Origin of the sequence: Variovorax sp. YR634 (assembly GCF_900106655.1) — a bacterium.
In the GTDB taxonomy this organism is placed as follows: Bacteria; Pseudomonadota; Gammaproteobacteria; order Burkholderiales; family Burkholderiaceae_C; genus Variovorax.
On record NZ_FNOL01000001.1, the window covers coordinates 302,361 to 327,721 of the forward strand.

At 66.2% G+C, this 25,361-nt stretch carries 25 protein-coding genes and 1 pseudogene; 20 read left to right on the forward strand and 6 right to left on the reverse strand.

Features of this window, described 5'->3' with window-relative positions; genetic code table 11:
* The first annotated feature begins 25 nt into the window (after positions 1-25).
* Positions 26-640, forward strand: coding sequence for an ATP-dependent Clp protease proteolytic subunit (locus BLV60_RS01375; RefSeq protein ID WP_371127339.1), 615 nt, complete (start codon positions 26-28; stop codon positions 638-640).
* On the opposite strand, the gene BLV60_RS01380 is transcribed toward BLV60_RS01375, so the two are convergent.
* The gene (locus BLV60_RS01380) at positions 641-1,030 is read right to left on the reverse strand and encodes a RidA family protein (protein WP_093048728.1); all 390 of its coding nucleotides are present in this window, start codon (positions 1,028-1,030) and stop codon (positions 641-643) included. It lies immediately after the preceding gene.
* 191 nt (positions 1,031-1,221) lie between these two features.
* Here BLV60_RS01380 and BLV60_RS01385 point away from each other — a divergent pair, with 191 nt between their 5' ends.
* Genes BLV60_RS01385 through BLV60_RS01425 form a run of 9 tightly spaced genes read left to right on the forward strand, consistent with a single transcriptional unit; the run spans position 1,222 to position 11,592 of the window.
* Positions 1,222-2,796 carry an ABC transporter substrate-binding protein gene (locus tag BLV60_RS01385; RefSeq protein WP_093050316.1) on the forward strand — a complete coding sequence of 525 codons (1,575 nt, stop codon included), beginning with the start codon at positions 1,222-1,224 and terminating at the stop codon, positions 2,794-2,796.
* Positions 2,797-2,812: 16 nt separating this feature from the next.
* Positions 2,813-4,072: a lactonase family protein gene (locus BLV60_RS01390; RefSeq protein ID WP_093048731.1), complete on the forward strand. Its 1,260-nt coding sequence runs from the start codon at positions 2,813-2,815 to the stop codon at positions 4,070-4,072.
* A gap of 11 nt (positions 4,073-4,083) precedes the next feature.
* Positions 4,084-5,025: an ABC transporter permease gene (locus BLV60_RS01395; RefSeq protein WP_093050319.1), complete on the forward strand. Its 942-nt coding sequence runs from the start codon at positions 4,084-4,086 to the stop codon at positions 5,023-5,025.
* A 3-nt stretch (positions 5,026-5,028) separates the two neighbouring features.
* Positions 5,029-5,868, forward strand: coding sequence for an ABC transporter permease (locus BLV60_RS01400; protein ID WP_093048736.1), 840 nt, complete (start codon positions 5,029-5,031; stop codon positions 5,866-5,868).
* Positions 5,868-6,905 (forward strand): ABC transporter ATP-binding protein, encoded by a 1,038-nt coding sequence (locus BLV60_RS01405; RefSeq protein WP_093048739.1) that lies wholly within the window; start codon positions 5,868-5,870, stop codon positions 6,903-6,905. Before BLV60_RS01400 ends, BLV60_RS01405 begins: the two co-directional genes overlap by 1 nt.
* Complete coding sequence (locus BLV60_RS01410; protein WP_093048742.1) at positions 6,902-7,885, forward strand: ABC transporter ATP-binding protein; 984 nt, start codon at positions 6,902-6,904, stop codon at positions 7,883-7,885. The genes BLV60_RS01405 and BLV60_RS01410 overlap by 4 nt, the downstream gene beginning before the upstream one ends.
* 2 nt (positions 7,886-7,887) lie before the next feature.
* Positions 7,888-9,195 carry an amino acid deaminase gene (locus BLV60_RS01415; protein ID WP_256328794.1) on the forward strand — a complete coding sequence of 436 codons (1,308 nt, stop codon included), beginning with the start codon at positions 7,888-7,890 and terminating at the stop codon, positions 9,193-9,195.
* A gap of 10 nt (positions 9,196-9,205) precedes the next feature.
* Entirely contained in the window at positions 9,206-10,120 is a 915-nt protein-coding gene (locus BLV60_RS01420; RefSeq protein ID WP_093048748.1) for a MurR/RpiR family transcriptional regulator, read from the forward strand.
* Positions 10,117-11,592: an N-acyl-D-amino-acid deacylase family protein gene (locus tag BLV60_RS01425; protein WP_093048751.1), complete on the forward strand. Its 1,476-nt coding sequence runs from the start codon at positions 10,117-10,119 to the stop codon at positions 11,590-11,592. The genes BLV60_RS01420 and BLV60_RS01425 overlap by 4 nt, the downstream gene beginning before the upstream one ends.
* On the opposite strand, the gene BLV60_RS01430 is transcribed toward BLV60_RS01425, so the two are convergent.
* Both BLV60_RS01430 and BLV60_RS01435 read right to left on the reverse strand, forming a co-directional pair.
* On the reverse strand, positions 11,593-12,828 hold the full coding sequence (locus tag BLV60_RS01430) for a lactonase family protein (protein ID WP_093048754.1): 1,236 nt from the start codon (positions 12,826-12,828) through the stop codon (positions 11,593-11,595). It lies immediately after the preceding gene.
* A 307-nt stretch (positions 12,829-13,135) separates the two neighbouring features.
* The gene (locus tag BLV60_RS01435; RefSeq protein ID WP_093048757.1) at positions 13,136-14,665 is read right to left on the reverse strand and encodes an FAD-binding oxidoreductase; all 1,530 of its coding nucleotides are present in this window, start codon (positions 14,663-14,665) and stop codon (positions 13,136-13,138) included.
* A 318-nt stretch (positions 14,666-14,983) separates the two neighbouring features.
* Between BLV60_RS01435 and BLV60_RS01440 the strand changes: the two genes are divergently transcribed.
* Positions 14,984-15,169, forward strand: a complete 186-nt coding sequence (locus tag BLV60_RS01440) for a hypothetical protein (RefSeq protein ID WP_093048758.1) — start codon at positions 14,984-14,986, stop codon at positions 15,167-15,169.
* A 15-nt stretch (positions 15,170-15,184) separates the two neighbouring features.
* Here BLV60_RS01440 and BLV60_RS01445 read toward each other — a convergent pair whose 3' ends face one another.
* Positions 15,185-16,123 (reverse strand): LysR family transcriptional regulator, encoded by a 939-nt coding sequence (locus tag BLV60_RS01445; RefSeq protein WP_093048761.1) that lies wholly within the window; start codon positions 16,121-16,123, stop codon positions 15,185-15,187.
* 155 nt (positions 16,124-16,278) lie between these two features.
* Between BLV60_RS01445 and BLV60_RS01450 the strand changes: the two genes are divergently transcribed.
* The 6 genes from BLV60_RS01450 to BLV60_RS01475 all read left to right on the forward strand — a co-directional run bounded on the left by BLV60_RS01450 (position 16,279) and on the right by BLV60_RS01475 (position 23,165).
* Positions 16,279-17,175, forward strand: coding sequence for a transporter substrate-binding domain-containing protein (locus tag BLV60_RS01450; RefSeq protein ID WP_093048764.1), 897 nt, complete (start codon positions 16,279-16,281; stop codon positions 17,173-17,175).
* A 3-nt stretch (positions 17,176-17,178) separates the two neighbouring features.
* Positions 17,179-18,471, forward strand: a complete 1,293-nt coding sequence (locus tag BLV60_RS01455) for an aminotransferase class V-fold PLP-dependent enzyme (protein ID WP_093048767.1) — start codon at positions 17,179-17,181, stop codon at positions 18,469-18,471.
* Positions 18,472-18,545: 74 nt separating this feature from the next.
* Positions 18,546-19,670 (forward strand): hypothetical protein, encoded by a 1,125-nt coding sequence (locus tag BLV60_RS01460; protein WP_093048770.1) that lies wholly within the window; start codon positions 18,546-18,548, stop codon positions 19,668-19,670.
* Positions 19,671-19,702: 32 nt separating this feature from the next.
* On the forward strand, positions 19,703-20,956 hold the full coding sequence (locus BLV60_RS01465) for a toxic anion resistance protein (RefSeq protein WP_093048773.1): 1,254 nt from the start codon (positions 19,703-19,705) through the stop codon (positions 20,954-20,956).
* A complete protein-coding gene (locus tag BLV60_RS01470; RefSeq protein WP_256328797.1) occupies positions 20,953-22,536 on the forward strand; it encodes a vWA domain-containing protein in 1,584 nt (527 codons plus the stop codon). Before BLV60_RS01465 ends, BLV60_RS01470 begins: the two co-directional genes overlap by 4 nt.
* Positions 22,536-23,165 carry a hypothetical protein gene (locus BLV60_RS01475; protein ID WP_093048775.1) on the forward strand — a complete coding sequence of 210 codons (630 nt, stop codon included), beginning with the start codon at positions 22,536-22,538 and terminating at the stop codon, positions 23,163-23,165. The genes BLV60_RS01470 and BLV60_RS01475 overlap by 1 nt, the downstream gene beginning before the upstream one ends.
* Before the next feature lie 9 nt (positions 23,166-23,174).
* Here the strand turns inward: BLV60_RS01475 and BLV60_RS01480 are convergent, their stop codons facing one another.
* Positions 23,175-23,642 (reverse strand): aldehyde dehydrogenase family protein, encoded by a 468-nt coding sequence (locus tag BLV60_RS01480; protein ID WP_093048778.1) that lies wholly within the window; start codon positions 23,640-23,642, stop codon positions 23,175-23,177.
* Between the two features lie 11 nt (positions 23,643-23,653).
* Here BLV60_RS01480 and BLV60_RS01485 point away from each other — a divergent pair, with 11 nt between their 5' ends.
* The gene (locus BLV60_RS01485) at positions 23,654-23,932 is read left to right on the forward strand and encodes a helix-turn-helix transcriptional regulator (protein ID WP_256328798.1); all 279 of its coding nucleotides are present in this window, start codon (positions 23,654-23,656) and stop codon (positions 23,930-23,932) included.
* Here BLV60_RS01485 and BLV60_RS34280 read toward each other — a convergent pair.
* Positions 23,907-24,059: a hypothetical protein gene (locus BLV60_RS34280; protein WP_176928691.1), complete on the reverse strand. Its 153-nt coding sequence runs from the start codon at positions 24,057-24,059 to the stop codon at positions 23,907-23,909. The two genes, BLV60_RS01485 and BLV60_RS34280, sit on opposite strands and share 26 nt — an antisense overlap.
* A 50-nt stretch (positions 24,060-24,109) precedes the next feature.
* Here BLV60_RS34280 and BLV60_RS34825 point away from each other — a divergent pair.
* A pseudogene (locus tag BLV60_RS34825) lies at positions 24,110-24,774 on the forward strand (N-acetylmuramoyl-L-alanine amidase).
* Complete coding sequence (locus BLV60_RS01495) at positions 24,771-25,343, forward strand: hypothetical protein (RefSeq protein ID WP_093048784.1); 573 nt, start codon at positions 24,771-24,773, stop codon at positions 25,341-25,343. Before BLV60_RS34825 ends, BLV60_RS01495 begins: the two are co-directional and overlap by 4 nt.
* Positions 25,344-25,361 lie beyond the last annotated feature (18 nt).

Here is a 25,361-nt window from a genome sequence, read left to right on the forward strand (position 1 = left end):
CAGTTCAACCACAGGAGCTTTCTCCATGCAGCCCATGTTTTCAATGGAATCCGATGACGACACCAAGCCCGCCGCCACCGCCGAGCCGCGCAACTCCTACCTGGAGGAGAAGGCGTTCAAGTCGCGCACGCTGCTGATCTTCGGCACCATCAGCGACTCAGTGGCGGCCGATGTGACGCGCCGGCTCATCGCACTTGACGCCGACAGCCCCGACAAGCCCATCGACATCCTCGTGAGCTCGCCGGGCGGGCATCTGGAGTCGGGCGATGCCATCCACGACATCGTGCGTTTCATCAGCGCGCCGGTGAACATGATCGGCACCGGCTGGGTCGGCAGTGCGGCCACGCACCTGTTCCTGGCGGCGCCGCGCGAGCGCCGCGTGTGCCTGCCGAACACGCGCTTCCTGATCCACCAGCCCAGCGGCGGCGCGGGCGGGCAGGCGACCGACATCGCCATCCAGGCGCAGGAAATCATCAAGGCCCGCCAGCGCATCGCGCACGAGATCGCGCGCGAGACCGGCAAGCCCATCGACGTGGTGCTGGCCGACATCGAGCGTGACCGCTGGCTCTCGGCCACGGAGGCCGTCGAATATGGATTGGTCTCGCGCATCATCCAGCGCAAGACCGAACTGCAGGCCTGATCAGGCCTTGGGCTTGTAGGCGACCACGTCGATCTCTACCTTGGCGTCGACCATCAGCCGCGCCTCGGTCGTCGAGCGCGCCGGCTTGTTTTCACCGAAGTAGCTCATGTAGATGCGGTTGAAGGCACCAAAGTCGCGCGCGTCCTGCAGCCAGACGGTGCTCTTGCACACGTCGTCGAGCGTGGCGCCGGCCAGCGCGAGCACGGTCTTGAGGTTTTCCATCACCTGGCGCGTCTGCGCCTCGATGCCGCCCACCACGATCTCTCCGTCCTTGTTGGCGGGCACCTGGCCCGACACATAGACGAAGTCGCCGGCTCGCACGGCCGGGGAGAAGGGGCGAACCTGGCGGTCGGAGGCAAGGGGCGGGGCGCCGAGGTATTCGAGAGGCATGGGAGGACTCCTGGGGTTGAAGTGAACGATGGAAGGGGGATTGGCGAGTATCCATCCAATCTGAAAATCTATTTCAGAAAAACCCTTTATCGAGGGTTAACACGGATGATTTGGCATGAATACTGCTTCAAAGTCCGGGCCGAAGAGAAATTTTCTTTCACAAACTCGCCCGCCCCATGAAGGAGTTCCCCATGCCCCACGTCGGTCTTGTCCAGCGCCTGCCTATGCTGTCGAAGCGCAGCCTGCTGGGCGCTTCCCTGCTCGCGATGCTGTGCGCCGCGCTGCCCTACCAGAGCGCCCAGGCCCAGGGCCCGCGCAACTTCGCCACGCTGGCGATGGTGGCCGAGCCGCAGACGCTCGACCCGATGGCCTCGACTGCCGACCTGGTCGGAACCATCATGCAGCACGTGTACGAGACGCTCTACACCTTCGACGCCAAGTGGAACGTGGTGCCGATGCTGGCCGAAGGCATGCCGAAGATCTCGGCCGACGGCAAGACCTACGCCATCACCTTGCGCAAGGGCGTCATGCTGCACAACGGCCGCGAACTCACTGCTGACGACGTGGTGGCCAGCCTGCAGCGCTGGATGGAACAGTCGCCGCGTGGCAAGGCCGTGGGCAAGGAAATCGACAGCCTCAAGGCCAAGGGCCCGCTGGCGGTCGAGGTGGTGCTGAAGGAGCCCTATGCACCGCTGCTCTCGCAACTCGCGCTGCCCAGCGGCATGGCCGCCATCATGGCCAAGGACTCCATCGCCTCGCCGCTGAAGGATTTCGTCGGCACCGGCCCCTACAAGTTCAAGGAACGCCGCCCCGACCAGTTCGTGCTGCTCACGCGCTTCGACAAGTACACGGCGCGCAAGGAGCCCGCGAGCGGCTACGGCGGCAAGCGCGAAGCGGCCATCGAGGAGCTGCGCTTCGTGCCCGTGCCCAACGCCAGCACGCGCGTCGAAGGCGCGCTGGCCGGCCAGTACGACTTTGCCGACCTGCTGCCGGTGGAAGCACTGCCGCGCCTGGAGAAGTCCGGCGGCAAGACGGTGCCGATCATGACGCCCTCGTTCGGCTTCCCGTACCTCGTGCTCAACACCAAGGAAGGCGTGGCCGCCAGCCAGCCGGTGCGCCAGGCGATCCAGACCGCGCTGGGCGAAGGCGAAATGCTCGCGGCCGGCTTCGGCGACACGCGCTTCTTCGTGGCCGAGGGCAACCACTTCCCCAAGGGCTCGCCGTTCTATTCGACGGCCGGCACCGACCAGTACAACCAGCGCAACGCCGCCAAGGCCAAGGAGGCTGCGGCCAAGGCCGGCTACAAGGGCGAGCCGATCCGCGTGCTCACCAGCCGCCAGTACGACTTCCACTACAACATGGCGCTGCTGATGGCCGAGCAGCTCAAGCGCGCCGGCTTCAAGGTTGATCTCAACGTGGTCGACTGGGCCACGCTGGTGCAGCGCCGCAACGACGCCAAGCTGTGGGACATCTACGTCACGCATTCGGGCCAGTTCCCCGAGCCGATGCTCTCGCCGCCGCAACTCGGCGACGGCGCGCCCGGCTGGTGGGACACGCCCGCGAAGAAGTCGGCGCTGCAGGCCTTCAATGTCGAGAGCGACCCGGCCAAGCGCGGCGCGCTGTGGGGCAAGGTGCAGCAGGTCGTCTATGACGAAGTGCCGTACATCAACGTCGGCAAGTTCAACGGCCTCTCGGCGAAGAGCCCGGCGCTGGACAACTACACGCCCGCGACCTGGCCGTTCTTCTGGAACGCGAAGATCAAGTAAGGCAGGGATACCAGCCATGCCATCGCGTCGCCAACTTCTGCAAGCCAGCGCACTGGCCTCCGGCCTCGGAGCCCTCGGCCTCACGGCCTCCACCGTTCAAGCCGCAACCTCCGGCCCGGTCTACGCCTACGTCGGCACCTACAGCGACGGCGGCAAGCCGTGGCGCGGCGGGCGCGGACTGGGTGTGCACCAGTTCGTGCTCGACAGCGCCACCGGTGCGCTCAAGCCCATCCCCGGCGCGCCGCCGGCCGTGACCAGTGCGGGCGAGGGCGCGAAGCTGCGCAACCCCGCGTCGCTCGCGCGCCACCCGAAGCTGCCGATGCTCTATGCGGCCAACGAGTTCGAGGCCGGTTCGGTCTCGGCCTTCCGCATCGGTGCTGATGGCGCGCTGTCGTTCGTCTCCGAGACGGCCTGCGGCGGCAAGGACCCGGCCTACATCAGCGTGCACCCCGATGGCCGCTTCCTGTTCACGGCCAACTACGCCAGCGGCGACGTCAGCGTGATCGCGCTGCGCGCCGACGGCACGCCCGATGCCGGCACCCCCGCAGTCGTCTACAAGGACGTCGAGGCCTGCGGCGCATCCACGCCCTGCAAGCCCGGCGCCGACGTGGTGCCGGCAGCCGCGCGCTCGCACGAAGGCTTTGCCACCAGCGACCACGACGGCCCGCACGCGCACATGGTGCACGCCGACCCGAAGGGCAACTTCGTGCTGGTGGCCGACCTCGGGCTGGACCGAGTCATCTCCTACCGCTTCGACCGCATCACCGGCGTGCTGAGCCAGCCGAGCACGGTGGCCGTGTCGGAAAGCTCGGGCGCACGCCACTTCGTGTTCCACCCGAACGGCAAGTGGCTCTACCTGGTGAACGAAGAGGCATCGACCATCGCCTTCATGCGCTACGACAGCGCCACCGGCGTGCTCACGCTGGTGAGCGAAACCTCGGCGCTGCCCAAGGGCTTCAAGGGCACCAGCTACGCATCGGGCATCCGCATGCTGCCGGACGGCCAGCACTTCGTGTCGCTCAACCGCCTGCACGACTCGATCTCGCTCTTCAAGATCGACGCACGCACCGGCGCGCCCACGCTGGTGCGCGAGGAATGGTCGCGCGGCAACTACCCGCGCAGCTGCACGCTCGACCCGAGCGGCAGGTTCCTCTACGTGTGCCACAACAAGCAGGGCGACAACGTCAGCGTCTTCCGCGTGCAGGGTGGCGACATCAAGTTCACCGGCCAGTACGTTGCAGTGGGCAGCGCCGCCGCCATCGAGTTTTCTGCGTGATGAAGAAATCGATGTTCCGCTACATCGCCTCCCGCGCCGCGGGCATGCTCGTCGTGCTCGCCATCGTGGCGGTGCTCGTCTTCGTGCTCACGCGTGCGGCCTCGGGCGATCCGGTTTCGGTGCTGCTGGGCGACCAGGCCACCGCGGCCGACATCGCCCGCGTGCAGAAGGAGTACGGCCTCGACAAGCCGCTGCCCGTGCAGTTCGGCTACTGGCTGCGCGAGGTGCTGCAGGGCAACCTGGGCACTTCGATCTTCCTGCAGCGCCCCGTGACGCAGGCGCTGTGGGAGCGCTCCGAACCCACCACGCTGCTTGCGCTGATGGCGGTGGCCATCGCGGCGCTGATCGGCGTGCCGTGCGGCATCGTCTCCGCCGTGTTCCGCGGGCGCGCGGTCGACCAGCTGTTCACCGGCATCGCGATGCTGGGCGCGAGCATTCCGAGCTTCTGGCTCGGCATCGTGCTGATCCAGATCTTTGCCGTGTCCTTCGGTTGGTTCCCGGTGTCGGGCTATGGCGCGCCCGATGCGGCGCTGGCCGAGCGGCTGCATTCGCTGGTGCTGCCCGCCACGGTGCTGGGCCTGCTGAACTCCGCGCTCATCATCCGCTTCACGCGCGCCTCGATGCTCGACGTGCTCGGCGAAGACTATGTGCGCACCGCGCGTTCCAAGGGCCTGAGCGAAAGCACGGTGGTGCTCAAGCACGCGCTGCGCAACGCGCTGGTGCCCATCGTCACGGTGATCGGCCTCACGGTCGCGCTGATGATCGGCGGCGCCGTCATCACCGAGACCGTGTTCGGCCTGCCCGGCGTGGGCAACCTCGTGGTCAGTGCCGTGCTGCGGCGCGACTACCCCGTCATTCAAGGTGCGCTGCTCGTGATCGCCGCGATCTATGTGCTCATCAATTTCTCGATCGACCTGCTGTACGCGGTGGTCGATCCGCGCGTGAAGGTCTGAGCGATGCGTATGCCCCGAATGCTCCGACAGCTGATGCATCGCCGCATCGTGATGGTTTCCGCCCTGGTGCTGCTGGTGATTGCGGTGCTCGCGATCGGCGCGCCGCTGTTCGCCTCCATCGACCCCAACGACACGGCCGTGCTGGAGCGCCTAAAGGCGCCGAGCGCCGAGCATCTGCTCGGCACCGATGAACTGGGCCGCGACCTGTATTCGCGCATCGTGCACGGCGCGCGCTACTCGCTGGCCATCGCTGCTCTTACGGCGCTGGGCGCGGTCATTGCCGGCACGGTGCTGGGCCTGATGGCCGGCTTCTTCCGCCGGCTCGACGCGCCGCTGATGCGCGTGGTCGACGCGATGATGTCCTTCCCCGACATCCTGCTGGCCATCGCGCTGGTGGCCATCCTCGGGCCGTCGTTGATGAACACCGTGCTCGCGCTGGTGCTGGTCTACACGCCGCGCGTGGCGCGGGTGGTGCGGGCCTCGACGCTGGTGGTGCGCGAACTGCTGTTCGTCGAGGCCGTGCGCGCGCTGGGCGTGCGCACCTCGCGCATCCTGTGGCGGCACATCTTGCCGAACCTGATGTCGCCGATCCTCGTGCAGGTGTCGTTCATCTTCGCGTACGCGATCCTGGCGGAGGCGGGCCTTTCGTTCCTCGGCGTCGGCGTGCCGCCCGAGATCCCGACCTGGGGCACCATGGTCGCGGGCAGCCAGCAGTACGCGCACCAGGCCTTCTGGGTGGTGCTGTTCCCGGGGCTCGCGATCATCTTCACGGCGCTGTCGCTGCAACTGCTGGGCGACGGTGTGCGCGACCTGCTCGACCCGAAGCTCAAGAAGACATCGTGATGACGAACGCCAATCAAACACCACGTCTCACGGTCAGCAACCTGAGCACCAGCTTCCCCACCGAAGACGGCCTCGTGCGTTCGGTGGCCGACGTGAGCTTTTCCATCCAGCCCGGCAAGACGACCGCGCTGGTCGGCGAATCGGGTTCGGGCAAGTCGGTCACCAGCCTCACGCTGATGCGCCTGCTGCCCAAGACCGCGAACGCGCAGGTCAGCGGCAGCGCCTCGTTCGTGACGCGGGAAGGCAAGACGCTCGACCTGCTGCAGATCGGCGAACGCGAGATGCGCTCGCTGCGCGGCAACCAGCTGTCGATGATCTTCCAGGAGCCGATGACCAGCCTGAACCCGGTGTTCACCATCGGCGAGCAGATTGCGGAAAGCGTGCGCCTGCACAAGGGCCTCGACCGCAAGGCGGCGCTGGCCCATGCGCTGCGCATGCTGGAGCTGGTCGAGATACCGGCCGCCGCGCAGCGCATTCACGAGTACCCGCACCAGCTCTCGGGCGGCATGCGCCAGCGCGTGATGATCGCGCTGGCCATGGCCTGCGACCCGACGCTGCTGATTGCCGACGAGCCCACCACCGCGCTCGACGTGACCATCCAGGCGCAGATCCTCGAGCTCATGCGCCGGCTGCAGGCCGAGACGGGCATGAGCATTCTCTTCATCACCCACAACCTCGGCGTGGTCGCGCACCATGCGGACGACGTTGTGGTGCTCTACGCGGGCCGCGTGGTCGAAAGCGCACCGGTGCGGCCGCTGTTCGCGCAGCCCGAGCATCCGTACACGCAGGGCTTGCTGGCCTGCCTGCCGGGCAAGGCGCGCCTGCCCGGCCAGCCCAAGCCCAAGCGCCTGTTCGCCATTCGCGGCCAGGTGTCGAGCCCGCTGGCACCGCCGCCGGGCTGCGCCTTCGAGCCGCGCTGCGATCTCGCGCTGGCCGGCTGCACCGCCGGGATGCCGCCGCTGATCGAAACGCACCACGGCCGCCAGGCGCGCTGCATCCGCGTGCAGCCGGCGCAACCACTCGTGAGGGTCGCATGACCGCTGTTTCTTCTTCTCCACTCATCGAAGTCCGCGGACTCAAGAAATACTTCGGCAGCAGCGACCGCCCGGTGCGCGCGGTCGACGACGTGTCGTTCGCGATCCAGCCCGGTGAAACGCTGGGCCTGGTGGGCGAATCGGGCTCGGGCAAGAGCACCATCGGCCGCACCGTGCTGCGACTGCTCGAACGCACCAGCGGGCAAGTGCTGTACCGCGGCGACGACATCGGCACGCTGTCGGGCGAGCGCATGCGCAAGCTGCGCAGCAAGCTGCAGATCATCTTCCAGGACCCGTACGCCAGCCTGAACCCCAAGATGCGCATCAGCGCGATCCTCGGCGAGGCGCTGTCCACGCACGGCCTGCACAAGGGCGCGGCGGCGCGCGACAAGCGCATTGCCGAGCTGCTCGAGACCGTGGGCCTGCGCGCCGAGCATGCGAGCCGCTTTCCTCACGAGTTCTCGGGCGGGCAGCGCCAGCGCATCGGCGTGGCGCGCGCGCTGGCCGTGGAGCCCGAATTCATCGTGGCCGACGAGCCGCTGTCGGCGCTCGACGTGTCCATTCAGTCGCAGGTCATCAACCTGCTGGCCGACCTGCGTGAGCGGCTGGGCTTGACGATGCTCTTCATCTCGCACGACCTCGACGTGGTCGAGTACCTGTGCGACCGCGTGGTGGTGCTGTACCTGGGCAAGGTGATGGAAGTTGCCACCACCGAAGAGCTGTTCGCGCGGCCCTCGCATCCCTACACACAGGCGCTGCTGGCCGCGAGCCCGAAGCCCGACCCCGAGGTGGCGACCGAGCGCATTGCGCTGAAGGGCGACATTCCCAGCCCCATATCGCCACCCTCGGGCTGCGTGTTTCGCACGCGCTGCGCGCATGCCATCGAGGCCTGCGCGCAGACTGTGCCGCCGCTCGAAGAAATTTCGGCAGGACACTACAGCGCCTGCATCCGCAAAGAACTGCTCTCCAACATTGCCGCATGACCATGACCGACAAAGCCGTCGCCGCCAACGATTTCAACGACCCGCTGCTGGGCAGCAACTTCAAGGGCTACCCGCGCACCCAGGCGCCGCGCCGCCGCAGCGAGATCGGCGCCGCCGGATGGAACGTGCTCGCCGGTGACCTGCCGCTGCCGCTGGCCGTGCTCAAGCGCGAGGCGCTCGAACACAACCTCGCCTGGATGCAGTCGCGCGTGCGCGAATGGGGCATCGACCTCGCGCCGCATGGCAAGACCACCATGTCGCCGCAGCTCTTCCAGCGCCAGCTCGACGCCGGCGCCTGGGGCCTGACCTTCGCCACCGTCACGCAGCTGGCCGTGGGAGTGGCGGCCGGCGCGCGCCGTACGGTCATCGCCAACCAGGTGGTGAGCGACGAAGACCTCGCGGGAATCCAGATGCTGCTGAGCGAGCATGTCGACCTGCGCATCGTGTTCCTGGTCGATTCGCTGGCGCAGCTCGCGCTGATAGAGGACTGGGCGAAGCGCCACCCCGCGAGCGTGCCTTTCGAGGTGATGATCGAGATCGGAGTCGACGGCGCGCGCACCGGCTGCCGTACGCACGAGCAAGCCGTGGAGCTGGCCACACGGCTGCGCGCGAGCGATGCGGTCAAGCTCGTGGGCATCGAGTGCTACGAAGGGCAGGGCGCCACCGGCCAGAGCGAGCCCGATGCGGCCTATGCGAATACGCTGATGGACCGCGTGGAAGCCGTGGCGCGCCACTGCGACACCAACAAGCTTTTCGAGACCGACGAGGTGCTGGTCTCGGCCGGTGGCTCGGCCATCTTCGATCTCGTGGCCGGGCGGCTCAAGCCCGCGCTCGGCGCGCCGGTGCGCGGCCTGCTGCGCTCGGGCTGCTACGTCACGCACGACCATGGCTTCTACAAGCGCATGGTGAGCGCGGTCGATGAGCGCCTGGGCTGCGGTTGTGGCGAGAGCCTGGTGCCGGCGATGGAAGTCTGGGCCACGGTGCAATCGCGCCCCGAGCCGGGCCTGGCGATTCTTGCGGTCGGCAAGCGCGACATTTCCTTCGATCTCTCGCTGCCCGTGCCCATCGCGCGCGCGGCGCGCGGCGTGTTGCAACCGCAGGCCGTGCCCGCGGGCTGGAAGATCACCGCGCTCAACGACCAGCACGCCTACCTGCGCTGGGACGCGAGCGAGGAAGCCGAAGCGCCCAAGGTCGGCGACCGCGTCGGCCTCGGCATTTCGCACCCCTGCACCACCTTCGACAAATGGCACTGGATGCCCGTGGTCGAGAACGACTACCGCGTGAGCGACGCCGTCGCCATGCACTTCTGAGCACGCTGCGATGACACCCTCCCTGCTTCAGAAAATCGCGCAGATCCGCAGCGACGCCCCGGCGACGCGGCGCGCGATTCTCGACCTGATCCTCGAAGACCCCGACCGCGTGCTCGAAGAGAGCTTCGAACAGCTGGCCGAGCGCTCGCGCAGTTCGGTGCCCACCATCATGCGCACCTGCCGCGACCTCGGCTTTGCCGGGCTGCGCGAATTCAAGCTCGCGCTCGCGCAGGAACTGGCGCTCGGCGGCTCGCCGCTGCACCGCCGCGTGAACATCGAGGACGCGGCCGACGAAGTGGTCGGCAAGATCGCGCGCAGCGCTGCGGCATCGGTCTCGGGCGTGCGCGGCCAGCTCGACATGCAGGTGCTGGACGGCGCCGTGGCGGCGATTGCGGCCGCGCCGCACGTCGACCTGTACGGCGCGGGCGCCACATCATGGTTCATGGCCAACGACCTTCAGGCGCGGCTCTTCAGGCTCGGCCTGTCGGCCAATGCCTGGGCCGACTACCACCTGCAGCAGGTGGCCGGCGCGGCGCAGCGGCCGGGCGGCGTGGTCATCGCCATCTCGCACGTGGGCGGCATGCCCTCGCTGCTCGACGCGGTGGACATCGCGCGCGGGCAGGGCGCCAAGGTGGTTGCACTGACGCGGCCTGGCACGGCGCTCGCGGCCAAGGCCGACTTTCTGCTCGGCCTGTCGGTGCCCGACGATGCGGTGATGCACGTGGGCATCGACGCCTACCTGACGCACCTCACTGCCATCGAGATCCTTACCGTGCTCGTGGCCCAGCGCCGCGGCGAGCCCGCCGTGCAGCGCCTTCAGCGTGCACGCGAGGCCTTCCAGCGCCACGGCATCGATGCCACCACGCACCCGCTGCAAAGCTGGGACGGCGGCGGCATCAACAGCAACAAGGGAGCCGCATCGTGAGTGCGAAGGGAAGCAAAGCCATCCTTCTCGAATCGGGCCTGGTGGTCGACGGCTCGGGCGGCCCTTCGTGGCCCGGCGACGTACTGCTGCAGGACGACCGCATCGTCGCGCTCGGCGAAGGCCTGCGCGAGCGGCTGCCCGATGGCCTCGCGCTGGCCGACGTCGAGATCGTCGACTGCCGCGCCAAGGTCATCGCCCCTGGCTTCATCGACGCGCACACGCACGACGACGCCATCGTGCTGCGCGACCCGCTGTGCTTGCCCAAGGTGTCGCAGGGCATCACCACGGTAGTGACGGGAAACTGCGGCATCTCGCTCGCGCCCTACCGCACGCCGCAGTCGCTGCCGCCGCTCACGCTGCTGGGCGCCGATTCGTTCAAGCACGCGACCATGGCCGAGTACCGCGCGGCGGTCGATGCGACGCAGCCCGCGCTCAACGTGGCAGCGCTGGTCGGCCACACCACACTGCGCTTCGCCACCATGGAAGCGCTGGACCGCCCCGCCAGCGCCGATGAGATGGCGCGCATGGAAGCGCTGCTCGACAGCTGCATGGCCGACGGTGCGCACGGCATGTCGTCGGGCCTGTTCTACGAAGAGGCCTTTGCTGCGCCCGCCGAAGAAGTGACGGCGCTGGCGCGCGTCGTGGCACGTCATGGCGGCGTCTATGCCACGCACCTGCGCAGCGAGATGCAGCAGATCATCGAGGCGCTGCACGAGGCCGGCGACTCGGCTTTCAATGCCGGCGTGCCGCTCGTCATCTCGCACCACAAGTGCGCCGGCCCCGCCAACTGGGGCCGCACGAAGGAGACACTGCCGCTCATCGAGTCGCTGGCGCAACGCCAGAAGATCGCGATGGACGTGTACCCCTACGTGGCCGGCTCGACCGTGCTGCGCGAGGACCTTGTCGATGGCGTGATCGACGTGCTGCTCACTTGGTCCGACCCGCATCCGGAGATGACGGGGCGCCTGGTCTCCGACATCGCGCGCGAGTGGGGCGTCACCGAGCAGGAGGCCTGCCTGCGCCTGAAGCCGGGGGGCGCCTGCTACTTCCAGATGCAGGAGGAAGACGTAGAGCGCGTCATCGCGCATCCGCTCACCATGATAGGCAGCGACGGCCTGCCGCACGACCGGCATCCGCATCCGCGCCTGTGGGGGGCTTTCCCTCGCGTGTTTGCGCGCTACTGGCGCCAGCGCAGGCTGTTCACGCTGGAGCAGGCGGTGCACAAGATGACCGGCATGACCGCGCGCAACCTGCGCATCGCCGACCGCGGACTGCTGCGCACCGGCGCGATGGCCGACGTGGTGGTGTTCGACCCCGAGACCATCGCCGACACCGCGACCTACGACCAGCCGCACGGCGTGAGCCTGGGTGTGGAGCGCGTGTTCGTGAATGGTGTGCTGGCCTACCGCGGTGGCGAGGCCGAAGCACGGGTGCTGGCGCGCGCGGGGCGGATGCTCACGCGCGGGAGCTGATCAGGCGAACACCAGGCAGGCCGGCGTCGGCACTTGTGCCACCTGCACCGGCTGGTCCAGCTTGCCGCTCGCGGGGTCGATGCGCAGGCGCAGGATAGCGTCGCCTTTCTGGCTGAGCGCGTAGAGGTGACTGCCACTGGGCGCCATCGCGAGCGCGCGCGGGAAGCGCAGGCCTTCGCTCCAGTGCTGCAGCGGTGTCAGCGTGCCGCTGGTTGCATCGACGCGGAATGCTGCAATGCTGTCGGCCAGCGGGTGTTCCGACTTCAGCCGGCGGTTGCTCGCGTAGAGAAACTGCCCCGAGGGATGCATCACCAGCGCCGCCGAGTTTTTCTGGCCGGTGAAGTCTTGCGGCACTGTCGAGATCCGCTGGCGTTGTCCGTCTATCAGGCCGCTGGCCGCGTCGTAGCCGAAGCAGGCGACTGTGGCGTCGAGTTCGTTCACCAGGTACAGGAAGCGTTGCGACGGATGCAGCGCCAGGTGGCGCGGGCCGCTGCCGGGCTGCGTGGCAGTGCGGCCGACCAGTGCCAGCTTGCCGTCGGTGAGCGTGAAGACGTTGATGCGGTCGCTGCCGAGGTCGGTGGCGAGCACGCGCTGGCCCGAGGCGTCGAACTGCACCATGTGCGGGTGTGGCGACTCCTGCCGTTCGGTGTCGGGGCCGGAGCCGGTTTCCTTCTCAATGCTCGATACCTTGCCGAGCTTGCCGTCCGCACCGATCGGCAGCACGTTGTAGGCGCCGCCGCCATACAGCGCCACGACCAGGGCGCGCCCGTCGGGCGACACTGCCAAGTGCGCCGGGATCACGCCTGACAGCGACAGCGGCTGGCGGTTGATCAGCGTCAGGCGGCCACTGCGCTCATCGATGGCATAGGCTTCGGCCGTTCCGGTGGGCAGGCCTTGGTAGGTGTCGATTTCGTTGATCACGTACAGGAATCGCTGGCTGGGGTGCACGGCGAGAAACGAGGGGTTCGCGCTTGGGACCGCTTGCACTTGCGTCCAGGCACCGTCGTTGATGGCGAGCACATAGATGCCCTTCGATGCTGGTCCGCCGGCTGTGCCGCCCGGTGCGTCGCTGGTGTAGGTGCCGACATAGGCGAAACGCGGTGTGAGTGTGCTGCGACTGGTGGCTGCGGCGTCTGGGGTTTGCGCGTTGGCAGGCAGCCATGGCGTCAGGGCACCAAGGGCGGAGGTGCCGCCGATCCATTGCATGACTGTGCGGCGTTGGGGGCGATGTGTCATGAGATTCCTCTTGTGATTTGGCTCAGTGGTTGCTGTTCAGGGTGTGTGCGAATGACACCGGGTACTCCCCTCCGCGAATGTCCCCCGGCCTTCGGCCTCCTCCTTTATTTCGCTGCGGGGAGCACCCGATGCCATTCGCACATGGGCGCAGCCGTTGTGCTGGCCGATCAACCAGTGCTCTGAACGATCACGTCGATGGGGTGCCTTGCGCAGCGAAATAAAGGAGGAGGCCGCAGGCCGGGGGACATTCGCGGAGCAAGGTACCCCGTCGGCGTGATTGCGCCCCAAACAAGAGCGAGGGCTCATCTCAAGGCCGTACAGACATTGCATGGTGAAAGATGTTGTTCGGGTCATACCGACGCTTCACCTTCCGCAGGAAGTCATAGAGCCCCTGGTCGCCGTAGTAGAGCTGCGACCAGAAAGGGTAGGCCAGCATGTCGCTGTCCGGGTAGTTGATGTAGCAGCCCTCGTAGCGCTCGCCGGGGTAAGGGGTGCCGGCGTAGCGCTCGGGTACGTCGGGCGTGCCGTACACGTCGCGGAAGAAATCGTTGATCCAGCGCAGATGACCGGCATCGTCCTTCGCATCGCGCCAGTAGGTCTGGTACTGCAGCTTCATGATCGAAGCGCGCTGCGGCACCGCCGTGTCGTTGATGCGCTCGGGCTTGTTGACGGCGCCGCCGTACGAATCCACCTGCACCAGCGACTGGCTGAGATCGACACCCGGTATCACGCGCGTCAGGTGCGTGTAGATGCGCTGCGCCTCGCGAGCGCTGAAGTTCTGCTTCATGTAGGCCGACTTGTATTTGCCGCGCTGGTTGTCGCCCGAGCCGTTGAGGTACTGGGTGGCCGTGAGCCAGTCGTAGCGTGTCACCGTGTGCGGCTTGGAGCACAGCAACTGCCCCGCGTCGCGTTGCGGGGCCGGGCCCACGCCCGGCGGCCGGCCCTTGGCGGGCACCGGCGCGCAGGCGCGAAAGCGATCGAGGAATTCGTCGAGCACCGTCAGGTCGTTGCAGGTGCCGTCGGGGTTGCAGAACTGCGTCAGCATCACGATCTGGCCCGACGAGCGATGCGTGAGCTTGAGCAGCGAGAACATGCCCCAGGTGTCCGGCGACTTGCCGCGGGTCGCCCAGTATTCGCCGTAGGTGGAGAGCAGGGTGGCAAAGCGCTCGGGCGTCATGGTGGCCCAGTCGAAGGCGACCACCGCCAGCGCAACCTCGCGCGGCGCGGGCGGCAGGGTGTCGAACACGTAGCTGGTGATCGCGCCGAAGTTGCCGCCGCCCGCGCCGCGACAGGCGCGGAACAGATCGGGCTCGCGGCGCGCATCCACGGTGCGCGGCACTACCTTGCCGCGAGAGTCCACCGTGAGGATGTCCACAGCGGAAAGCCAATCGACCGTCAGCCCCTGCAGGCGCGACAGCAGGCCGTAGCCGCCGCCGCAGATGTGCCCGCCCGCGCCGACCGAATAGCAGGAGCCGCCGGGCAGCGTGACGTTGCTGCGCTTGTACAGGTCGAGGTATTCGTTCCAGTTCTGCGTGCCGGGGCCGACACGGTAGCGCCCGTCGCCGCTGGCGGGGCTCGCCTGGTTGAGCAGGCTCAGGTCGAGGATCGCGCCGTTGGGGTTGTTGGAGACGAAGTCTTCATAACAATGCCCACCACTGCGCAACGTGGGCCGAAGGCCCGCATCGACGATGCGCTGCAGGGCGGCGGCCGCATCGCCGGCGTTCTCCGCCAGTTCGATGCGAGAAGCGGCGTCCGACTCCGTTGCAGGCCATCGCAGGTTGAAACCCTTTTTCAGGGTGTTGTAGCGAGCATCCTGGCGTGTCACGGTGATGGTCATGGGCACTTTCTGATGGTCGTCTTGCGACGGTGAGCGGTAAGCAGGCGCCTAAAATGAAAGACTTTTTCTTAATTTCCTTGATTTGACGAAAATATCGCGCTACGCCGCCTATATTGACGTCAATTATTGGATTGTTTGAAAGATATTTTCATAAGGACAACCCCGAATCGGTGGTCCTCAAAGTCAGGGGCCGCAGTACCGGCACTGCGTCGTATCCAGTTGAATATGACCCCACGACCCCTAAAGTTCTAACGCTCCCGGCAAAAATCGGTCAAACTGACGCACTCACCGGCCGTCGAATTCCGACTTGGAGCAAAGATGGACAAGGACGCTGAAGGCCTTGGCGCCGATTTCGAGCTGTGGCAGCAGCTCACTGACGACTATGAAGCAGCATTGGGCGCACTGGCCCGGGGTGAGCCGGGTGCGCGGGAGCGAGTGCTCCGGTTGTCGCTGGCGCTGCGGCAATTGCACCCGGACCTGTCCCCCGTCGACGACAACAGCTAGGACAGAAGCTCGCATTCAGCCGCGCGTCGTTTCCGTTTCCTCTTCTTCTCCCTCCGCCTGCGCCTGGAACATCCGCGTGAAGTCGCAGCATTCCTGCGCCAGCATCACGATGGACGAGGTGAGCGCGCTGCGGTGCTCGCCCTTGTGCATCGCCACGTAGCGCACCACGGGCAAGGCTGGCGTCACGTCGATCACCGTAAGCATCCCCGCCGCCACCAGCGGCTGCAGGCACTCGCGCGGCAGGTAGCTCACGCCCAGCCCCGACACGGTGAGCCCGGTCAGCGCTACCAGGTTGCTCACCACGATCACGTTGGCGGGCTGCACGCCTTGCTCTTTCATCCACGCGTCGTAGGCGCGGCCCGTGCCCGAGTTGTTGCCCTGCACCAGCATGCGATGGCGCGCCAGTTCGTGCAGTCGCACGGTGCCGCCGGCCGGCACCACGCCGGGCTTGCACATCCACGCGCTCTTCACCTGGCCGATGACCTTGTGCGGCAGGCGCGAGTCGGCAAAGGTGTCGGGCACGATGACCAGGTCAAGCTCGTCGGCCAGCAGCTTGTCGCGCAGCTGCAGGCTGTCGTCCACATCGGGCTCGAGGATCACCTTGGGATAGTGCTGCTGGATGAGGCCCACCAGCCGCGGCAGCCACGTCATCGCGGTGAGCTCGGTCACGCCCAGGCGGATGCGGCGCTCCACCACGCCGGGCTTGCCGAACTGCTCGACGGCGGCGTCGCGCTGCTCCAGCAGCTTCCGGGCGAGCACGAACATCTCTTCGCCCTTCTCGGTGAGCCGCGCGGCGCGCTGGCTGCGGTCGAACAGCTCGGTGTCGAACAGCTGCTCCAGCTCGTGCACCCGCTTGGAGATGGCCGACTGGGAGGTGTTGAGCTGGTTGGCCGCCTGCGCGAAGCCGCCGAGCCGGGCGATCCAGTACAGGGCTTCGAGTTGCTTGAAGGTCATCACGGTGCGTTGCTCCTGTGAAGGCTGACTGAAAGAACGCTTTTATTCATGCGATTCGATCACAAAAAATCGCTTTTAGAAATTCATTGCGAGGCAGAAGATTCGCCAAAACCACCGCGTTCGACCAACGTCATCGACTCTTCAAGGAACTCTCCATGGACTTCAAGAAACTGCCCCTCGCGCTCGGACTTGTCTTTGCCTTCACCTGCGGCGCCGCCAGTGCCCAGGACGGCGGCACGCTGCAGAAGATCAAGGAGAGCGGCACGATCCAGATCGGCGCGCGCGACAGCCAGATCCCGTTCTCGTACAAGCTCAGCGCCGACAGCGCGCCCATCGGCTTCACCAACGACATCTGCCTGAAGATCGTCGACGCCGTGAAGGCCAAGCTGGGCCTGGCCAAGATCGAGGTGCGCTACACCATGCTCAACTCGACCAACCGCATTCCGCTGCTGCAGAACGGCACCGTCGACCTCGACTGCGCCACCACCACAAACACCACGCAGCGCCAGCAGCAGGTCGACTTCGCGCCCAGCCACTTCGTTACCAACATCACTGCCGCGGTGAAGAAGGCTTCGGGCATCAATGCACTGGGCGACCTCAACGGCAAGAACGTGGCCACCGTCTCGGGCAGCACCTCGATCCAGCTGCTGCGCGGCGCGCGCAAGAGCGGCACCATCGAAGTGAACGAGATCGCCGGCAAGGACACCTCCGACGGCTTCCTGCTGCTGTCCACCGGCCGCGCCGACGCCTATGTGCTCGACGACGTGCAGCTCGCCGGCATGATCGCCAGCGCGACCAACCCGGGCGACTACAAGATCCTGAAGGAATCGCTGCGCCAGGAGCCCTACGGGATCATGCTGCGCAAGGACGACCCGCAGTTCAAGGCACTCGTCGACGAGACCGTCACGGGCCTGATGAAGTCGGGCGCCATCGAGCAGCTCTACACCAAGTGGTTCATGTCGCCGATCCCGCCGAAGAACGCGAACCTCAACTTCCCGATGACGGATGCGGTGCGCGAGATCTACAAGAACCCGAACAACAAGGGCGTCTGAGCGATGACTCTCCAGCTTCCTGCTCTCGACCGCGGCCAGGCCTTTTCCGATGCGCTGATGCGCGAGGTGAAAGCACGCTTCCTGCAGGTCGATCATGACCACCACGGCCGCGAGCGCCTGTACTTCGACAACGCCGGCGGCTCGTTCCGCCTCAAGGCCGCGGTCGAGCGCTTCGCGCAGGTCGATGCCATTCCCGACAACGCCGAGCGCATCCATGCCACGGCCGTCGAGCTGCAGAACATCCAGGCCAAGGGCAGCACCGACCTGCGCACCATCCTCAACGCCACGGGCGGCAGCGTGTACGCCTCGTTCAGCGCCTCGGGCGCCATGTTCGACATGGTGCGCGCCATCGCGGAGAACGTGCCGGGCACGAACATGGTCACCACCGTGCTCGAACACCCGTCGGCCTTCGACGCGATGAGCCTCTACGCCCAGCGCCTCGGCCGCGAGCTGCGCGTGGCGCAGAGCAACCCCGTCACCGGTGGCGTCGACGTGGAAGAGATCGTGCGGCTGGTCGACAAAGACACCTGCCTGCTCAACGTGATCTACGCGTCGAACATCTCCGGCGCCAAGCTAGACATGGCCGAAATCGTGCGCCGCGCGCGCGAGATCAAGCCCGACCTGTACATCCTGGTGGACGCCGTGCAGCATGCGCCGCACGGCCTCATCGACCTGCAGAAGACGCCGGTGGACGGCATCAACCTCGCGCCCTACAAGTTCTTCGGCTGCCGGGGCTCGGGGCTGTCGTGGGTGTCCGAGCGCGCGGCCGTGCTGCCGCACCACAAGCTGGCGGGCAAGAAGCCCGACTACTGGGACCTGGGCAGCGCGGCGCCGTGGCAGTTCGCGGTGCTCACGGAAATCGTTGACTACGTTTGCTGGCTGGGCGGCCACTTCAGCGACGCCACCGACCGGCGCGCACTGTTCATCGCCGGCATCACGCACATCGAACTGCACGAGCGCGCGCTGCTGGCACTGCTGCTCGACGGCAACGCGAACACCACCGGCATGCGGGAGATGAAGGGCGTCAACGTCTTCCTCGACCACGAAGACCTGACGAAGCGCGACCTGATCCTGGGCATCGGCTTCGACCGTATCGACTGCACGCAGGCGGTGGTCGAGTACGGCAAGCGCGGCGTGACCGTCTACGAGCGTGTGGCGACCAGCATCTACTCGAAGCGAATGCTCGAATCCTTCGGGCTCGCGGGCACCGTTCGGGTGTCGCCGCTGCATTGCAATTCCGTCGCCGACATCGAGAAATTCCTGCGCATTACCCAGGAAATAGCCACCGACATCTGACTGTCACAAACCGTCATATTCGGTAGTTAGCATGTTTCTCTACCCCCGTTCACAGGGGGAGAGGAGCATGAGATTTGGAAATCCGCAAGCTGATCGCACCAGCGCTGGCCGTCGTCCTGCTGGCCGCGGTCGGGTCCGGCGTCTGGTACTCGAACACCCGCCTGCACGATGAATCGGCCACCGCCGCCGCCGCGCGCATCGAGCAGCAGAAACAGGTCACGCTGCGCGGCCTGATCGGCTCCGAAAAAGAAACCTTCTTTGCCGACCCGCGCGTGCAGAAGGCGCTGGCCGCGCAGGGCATCACTGTCACCGTCGAGAAGGCAGGTTCGCGTGCCATTGCCAGCCGCTACGACGCCACCAAGTTCGACTTCGGCTTTCCCTCGGGCGCGCCCGCTGCGGCGCAGCTCAAGACGCTGGCCAAGGCGCCTAACGTCTTCAACCCGTTCTACACGCCCATCGTGCTGGCCAGCTGGCGGCCGATTGCGGAAATTCTCGTGGCCAACGGCATCGCGCAGAAGCAGGGCGACTTCTACTACGTGGTCGACCTGCCGGGCCTGATGGCCATGATCGAGAAGGGCACGCGCTGGAAGGAGCTCAAGGCCAGCAGCGCGTTTTCCACCAGCAAGTCGCTGCTCATCAACTCGACCGATGTGCGCACCTCCAACTCGGCGGCGATGTACCTTGCGCTCGCGAGCTACCTCGCCAACAGCCAGCAGATCGTGCAGAGCCAGGAAGACGTGGATCGCGTCATGCCCGTGGTTGCACCGCTCTTCCTGCGCCAGGGCTTCCAGGAGCAATCGTCGGCCGGGCCGTTCGAAGACTATCTCGCGCTCGGCATGGGCAAGGCGCCGCTGCTGGTGGCCTACGAGTCGCAAATGATCGAGTTCTGGCTGAAGAACCCCGACCGCCTCAAGAGCGACATGGTGCTGCTCTACCCCAAGCCCACCGTCTATTCGAAGCACGTGCTGGTGCCCTACACGCCCGGCGGCGCGCGGCTCGGCGCGGCGCTGGAAAACGACCCGGCCCTGCGCGAGCTCGCGCACGAATACGGCTACCGCACCGGCGGCGACGCCAAGGGCCCCGAAACCTGGGCCGCGCGCGGCGTGAAGGTGCCCGACGTGCTGGTCGACGTGATCGACCCGCCGAGCTTCGAGTGGCTCGAGCGAATGACCACGGGCATCGAAGCCCGCTTCAAGTGAACGACCGAACGACTGAACCAAGGAACGCATTCATGAACGCGCCTGTCACCGCAACCACCACCACCGCAACGGCCCCCGCGCCCATCGACCTGCAGCCGCCGCAGGCCTTCACGCTCGAACCGCCCGCGCCCGTTGCCCTGGTGCCGGTCGAGTCGGCCAGCGGCAAGGTGCGCCTGAAGCCCGAGGACGTAGCCGAGCTCGACGCGCAGGTGGCGCGCTTCATCGACGACATCACCGCACACGACAGCCAGCATCCGCAGTTCAAAGAGGCCGTGGAGCGCGTCCACTCGATGGGCAACAAGGACATCGAGGCCTCTGCATCGGTCTCCAACCGCATGCTCGACCGGCCCGTGGGTTCGCTGCGCAACGGGCTGTTCGACAAGGGCGCGCAGATCGGGCAGTCGCTGATCGACTTGCGCCACCAGGTGGAAGACCTCGACCCCTCGAAGCAGGGCGACCTGTTCTCGGCGCGCAAGCTGCTCGGCATCATTCCGCTGGGCAACAAGCTGCTCGCTTACTTCGAGCGCTACCAGTCGTCGCAGACGCATCTGAACGCCATCATCGAATCGCTCAAGCGCGGCAAGGACGAGCTGCTGCGCGACAACACCGCCATCGAACAGGAAAAGGTCAACCTCTGGACGCTGATGGAGCGGCTCGAGAAATACGTGCACATCGGCAAGGCCCTCGACGGCCAGCTCGACGCCAAGGCCCGCGCGCTGGAAACCACCGACCCCGAGAAGGCCCGCGTGATCCGCGAGGAAATGCTGTTCTATTCGCGCCAGAAGGTCACCGACCTGCTCACGCAGCTCGCGGTGAACATCCAGGGCTACCTCGCGCTGGACATGATCCGCAAGAACAACCTGGAGCTGATGAAGGGCGTGGACCGCGCCACCACCACCACCGTGGCCGCGCTGCGCACCGCGGTGATCGTGGCGCAGGCGTTGTCCAACCAGAAGCTGGTGCTCGACCAGATCAGCGCGCTCAACGCCACCACCGGCAACCTCATTGCCAGCACCAGCGAGATGCTGCGCGACCAGAGCAGTGCCATCCACCAGCAGGCGGCCTCCAGCACCATCGAGATCGCCAAGCTGCAGCAGGCCTTCGCCAACATCTACCAGACCATGGACACGATCGCCGACTTCAAGAGCAAGGCGCTCGACTCCATGCAGACCACGGTGGACACGCTGACGAATGAAGTCGCCAAGAGCCGCACCTATCTCGACCGCGTGCGCCGCCAGGAAACGACAGAGGCGCTGCAGTCGCCGCGCGGCGAGGTCGCGCTGTGAGCCTGCTGACCCGGCTGCTGACTCTGACGGCTGTGGTGCTGGGCCTCGCGGCCTGTGGCAAGGAAGAGCCGCCACAGGCGATGAACGCCGCGCCGGCCGCGCAAGCCACCGCGACCTTCACCATCCTCGCGGGCTCCGAACTCAAGGACCTCGAAGCCCCCATCGTTGCCGCCGCGAAGGCGGCCGGCGTGGACGTGAAGCTCTCGTACGCCGGCACGCTCGACATCGTCGAGCGCATCAACGCCGGCGAGCGCTTCGACGCGATCCTGCCGCCCAACGGCGCATACCCCGCACTCGCGCTGCAGACCAAGCCGCTGGCGCGCGACAAGCTCTTCTATTCGCGCATCGCGCTCGGCGTGAAGAGCGCCAAGGCCGCGCAGCTCGGGTGGAACAAGAAACCGCCAGGCTGGGCCGAAATTGCGAAGGCCGCGGGCGCAGGCCAGCTGCGCTACGGCATGACCAATGCCACCAGCTCCAACACCGGCATGAGCGCGCTGTTCGCCGTGGCCTCCGCGCTCGCGGGCAAGACCGAAGACCTGGCCGCCCAGGACGTGGACGAGAAAACGCTGAAGGCCTTTCTCTCCGGCCAGAAGCTCACCGCCGGCAGCTCGGGCTGGCTGGCCGATGCCTACATCAAGGACCCGTCGGCCATCGACGCGATGGTCAACTACGAAGCCGTGATCCTGCGCGCCAATGAGAAGCTGACCGCCGCCGACCAGCTCACGCTGATCTACCCGCGCGACGGCATGATCTCGGCCGACTACCCGCTGATGCTGCTCAACGCCGACAAGCGCGAGGCCTACACCCAGCTCGTCGCCACGCTGAAGGCCGCGCCGTTCCAGCGCGATGCACTCTCGACTGCCTTTCTGCGCCCCGCCAACCCCGAGGTTGCCGCCGCCGGCGCCTTGCCTACCGCCGCCGTGGCCGAGCTGGGCTTTCCCAACCGGCTGGAGGTGATCGACGCGGTGCTCGGCATCTACCAGTCGAAATGGCGCAAGCCCGCCACCTCGATCTTCGTGCTCGACCTCAGCGGCTCGATGGCGGGCAAGCGACTGGCCTCGATGCGCGAGGCGCTCAAGTTGCTGTCGGGTGCTGACGAAGCCACCACCGCAAGCGCTCGCTACAGCGCCTTCCAGAGCCGCGAGCGCGTGGTGCTCATCACCTTCTCAACCGAGGTGCAGGAGCCGGTGTGGGTGCGCTTCGATGCCGACCGGATCGATGCGGCCCGCGCCACGCTGCGCGAGCAGGCCGACGCGATGACGGCCAACGGCGGCACGGCCATCTATTCGGCACTCGCCGCCGCTGAAGAAGTGGCGCGCAAGGAACAGCAGCGCGAGCCTGACCGCTTCGTGAGCATCGTGCTGCTGACCGACGGCGAGAACAACGCGGGCCTGAAGCCGCGCGAGTTCCGCGAGCGCTATGCCGCGGGCGGCCTGCCCGCGCGCATCTTCCCCATCCTCTTCGGCGAGGCCAACGTGAGCGAGATGCAGGAGATCGCGCAGCTCTCTGGCGGCCGCGAGTTCGACGGCCGCAAGCTGCAGCTGGGGCAGGTGTTCAAGGAAATCCGGGGCTACCAGTGATGCCGGAGCGCTCGCTCAAACTGCGCGCGCTGCTGTTTCTCTACGGCAACGGCAACATCCTCGGCTGCGCGCTGGCGCTGCTGGGGCCGGCACTGCTGTTTGCCGGCGTCATCGACACCGGGTGGCTGCTGATCACCGCCGGCCTGTACGTAGCCGGCTGGCTGCTGGGCCGCAGGGCACCCGAACTCGAACGCCGCATCGAAGACAGCCTCAGCGTCGAGCAGACGCTGGAGCGCCTCGACCGCGTGGTCGCGCAGGCGCAGCCGCACCTCACCGAAGACATGCGCAAGAGCCTCGACAACGTGCGCGGCTCGGTGGGCGAGGTGCTGCCGCGCCTCGTCGGTACGGGCTCGCATGGCGACGACCTGTTCACCGTGCGCGAGACCGTGCTGCGCTACCTGCCTGAAACGCTCGCCAACTACGTCGCGCTGCCGCCGGCCTTTCGCATCACGCATGCGGTGAAGGACGGCAAGACCGCGCGCCAGTTGCTCGGCGAGCAACTGGGCCTGCTCGATGCAAAGCTGCGCGAGATCGTCGCCAACGTCGCTTCGAGCGACGCGGCCGCGCTGGTGGCCAACGGGCAATTTCTTGAAAAGAAGTTTCGCCAGCCGGACTTCCTGGCGGGCTGAAGCGTTCTTTCAGAACGGGTAGTGCCGCGGCGTCGTCTGCACCGTGATCCAGCGCAGTTCCGTGAAGGCCTCCACGCCGGCCCGGCCGCCGAAGCGCCCGTAGCCCGATGCCTTGACACCGCCGAAGGGCATCTGCGCCTCGTCGTGCACCGTGGGGCCGTTGACGTGGCAGATGCCGGACTCGATGCGCTGCGCCACGTTCCACGCACGCGCCACGTCGCTGCCGAACACGGCCGATGAAAGGCCGAACTCGTTGTCGTTGGCAATGGCCACGGCTTCTTCCACGCCGCTCGCGCGCACCACCGCCTTCACCGGCGCGAAGGATTCCTCGTGGTAGATCTCCATTGCGGGCGTCACATGGTCGAGCACGGTGGCGGGCATCAGCGTGTTCTGGGCCTTGCCGCCGCACACCAGCTTCGCGCGGATCGCCGAGCGGCAGTGCCTGCGCGCGGGCCGCGAACTTCGCGACGAATTCATCGGCCACCGCGTTGTCGACCAGGATGCGCATGGCGCTGGCCCTGCGCAGCAGCAAGCGCCTGCTGCACAGCGCCTTCGCGGACGACGACGAAACGCTGAATGGCTACATCCAGCACCGGCGACTGGCCGCGAGCATCCGCGAACTGCTCGACCCAGCAAACGCGGCAAGGTCGATTACCGACATCGCGCTGGCTTCGGGCTTCGGCAACCTCTCGCACTTCAGCCGAGTGTTCCGCGAGCACACGGGCGGCAGCCCGAGCGAATTCAGGCGGCAGGCGGCGTTGCGCTGATTGACGCAAATACTGCGTCTGCGGTGACGCAGAAAAGCGGCAACTCGGGCCGCAACAAATCAATGTTCGGGTCGATATCATCCTGGGCGGGTGCATCGAAGCAAGCCTGCAGGTCGATGACTTGCATGTTCCGGGGTACCCACATCAACAACGAGAAATTAATTTCCGGGAGGCCGTATGGCAATTCAAATTGACACGGATGGAATGATCATTCACGCGAAAGTCCGCAATGCGCGCAGCCCTGCGATCGAACGCGGTAGACGTACGAGCACGATCACAGGCATCGTTGTGCACCAGACCGATGCGGACACTTCAGCATCCTCGCTGAACAGCTACAAACGCCCAAAGGCCAATGGCGCGCACTTTCTTGTCGACACCGATGGAACTATTTACCAGACCGCCGCGATCTACCAGCGCACGAACCATGTCGGGCCACTGAAGGCGAGGTGCCTGATCACCGGGAGTGCTCTCCGCGAGACTACCCTGCGGGCGTGAACGCGGTGGATCCGATGCATCGCATCGAGATGCGCAGGGCACCTAGCGACCGGTATCCAGGCAACATGGAGGGCATTGGTATCGAGATGGTGGGCAGGGCCAGACTACCAGCAGGGTTCCAGGTACCACGAAACAACAAACTCTCCACGGATGAATTGAGAGGACGGTACGGTGTATACGACACGCCGACCACCGCCCAGAACCAAGCACTCTCGTGGCTTGTCAAGGCGCTCGAGGACTCCATGCAGATCGCACCGAGCGAGATATTTCGACATCCAGAAGCCAGCAGAAAAAATACGACCGAGGCACAAGGTGCGAATTGGAATCTGGTGGTCCCGACGCCATGAGAAAAGTCATCGTTCTTGCGGTAACGCTGGCTACCGTAGCTATGGCCCTGTCAGTTCACGCGGCAGACAAGCGCTATCCGGCAGCCTTCGTAAAGTCGATCAAGATCGACAACCCGTCGGGGAAAACAGCGTGGGAGAACAAAGATTTTCTAGATTGTCAGGATGTTGTTTTGACCGTCGAAGATGTGTTCTATGCGCTACGTCATATGCGGAGGGTCTCAAAGAGGTCGTATCTCGTGCCGCAGGCGCAAGAAACCGGATGCGAGGGCAGTGCGCTCGTTACATTCAAGAACGGAAAAATCCTCGCTATCGGCATTGAGCCCACGGGGAGAATCAGTACCGCGGAGTTGGACGAGGCGCTTGGGCCCACGACTGATCCCGGAAGCTACTACGACTGCGAACCCTGCAACGATCGCAAGATGGCACTGCTCAAAGATGCTCTCAATCGGGCAGATGAACGGCGCCTCAAGCGACTGGAGGCAGAAGGTCGGATTCCACCAGGTCAGGCGAAACCACGGCTTAAAACTCTGCGGGAAAGCCGCGAGCCCAAGCCACCCCCCAAGAGCTGAAATCCACACGGTTGAACA

Coding starts and splice junctions, on each gene's coding strand:
- BLV60_RS34280 (WP_176928691.1), bottom strand. CDS start 24,059: ATGCAAGTCATCGACCTGCAGGCTTGCTTCGATGCACCCGCCCAGGAT.
- BLV60_RS01495 (WP_093048784.1), top strand. CDS start 24,771: ATGAGAAAAGTCATCGTTCTTGCGGTAACGCTGGCTACCGTAGCTATG.
- BLV60_RS01475 (WP_093048775.1), top strand. CDS start 22,536: ATGCCGGAGCGCTCGCTCAAACTGCGCGCGCTGCTGTTTCTCTACGGC.
- BLV60_RS01455 (WP_093048767.1), top strand. CDS start 17,179: ATGACTCTCCAGCTTCCTGCTCTCGACCGCGGCCAGGCCTTTTCCGAT.
- BLV60_RS01445 (WP_093048761.1), bottom strand. CDS start 16,123: ATGACCTTCAAGCAACTCGAAGCCCTGTACTGGATCGCCCGGCTCGGC.
- BLV60_RS01395 (WP_093050319.1), top strand. CDS start 4,084: ATGTTCCGCTACATCGCCTCCCGCGCCGCGGGCATGCTCGTCGTGCTC.
- BLV60_RS01385 (WP_093050316.1), top strand. CDS start 1,222: ATGCCCCACGTCGGTCTTGTCCAGCGCCTGCCTATGCTGTCGAAGCGC.
- BLV60_RS01420 (WP_093048748.1), top strand. CDS start 9,206: ATGACACCCTCCCTGCTTCAGAAAATCGCGCAGATCCGCAGCGACGCC.
- BLV60_RS01465 (WP_093048773.1), top strand. CDS start 19,703: ATGAACGCGCCTGTCACCGCAACCACCACCACCGCAACGGCCCCCGCG.
- BLV60_RS01480 (WP_093048778.1), bottom strand. CDS start 23,642: ATGAATTCGTCGCGAAGTTCGCGGCCCGCGCGCAGGCACTGCCGCTCG.
- BLV60_RS01375 (WP_371127339.1), top strand. CDS start 26: ATGCAGCCCATGTTTTCAATGGAATCCGATGACGACACCAAGCCCGCC.
- BLV60_RS01400 (WP_093048736.1), top strand. CDS start 5,029: ATGCGTATGCCCCGAATGCTCCGACAGCTGATGCATCGCCGCATCGTG.
- BLV60_RS01410 (WP_093048742.1), top strand. CDS start 6,902: ATGACCGCTGTTTCTTCTTCTCCACTCATCGAAGTCCGCGGACTCAAG.
- BLV60_RS01380 (WP_093048728.1), bottom strand. CDS start 1,030: ATGCCTCTCGAATACCTCGGCGCCCCGCCCCTTGCCTCCGACCGCCAG.
- BLV60_RS01435 (WP_093048757.1), bottom strand. CDS start 14,665: ATGACCATCACCGTGACACGCCAGGATGCTCGCTACAACACCCTGAAA.
- BLV60_RS01430 (WP_093048754.1), bottom strand. CDS start 12,828: ATGACACATCGCCCCCAACGCCGCACAGTCATGCAATGGATCGGCGGC.
- BLV60_RS01450 (WP_093048764.1), top strand. CDS start 16,279: ATGGACTTCAAGAAACTGCCCCTCGCGCTCGGACTTGTCTTTGCCTTC.
- BLV60_RS01440 (WP_093048758.1), top strand. CDS start 14,984: ATGGACAAGGACGCTGAAGGCCTTGGCGCCGATTTCGAGCTGTGGCAG.
- BLV60_RS01415 (WP_256328794.1), top strand. CDS start 7,888: ATGACCGACAAAGCCGTCGCCGCCAACGATTTCAACGACCCGCTGCTG.
- BLV60_RS01390 (WP_093048731.1), top strand. CDS start 2,813: ATGCCATCGCGTCGCCAACTTCTGCAAGCCAGCGCACTGGCCTCCGGC.
- BLV60_RS01405 (WP_093048739.1), top strand. CDS start 5,868: ATGACGAACGCCAATCAAACACCACGTCTCACGGTCAGCAACCTGAGC.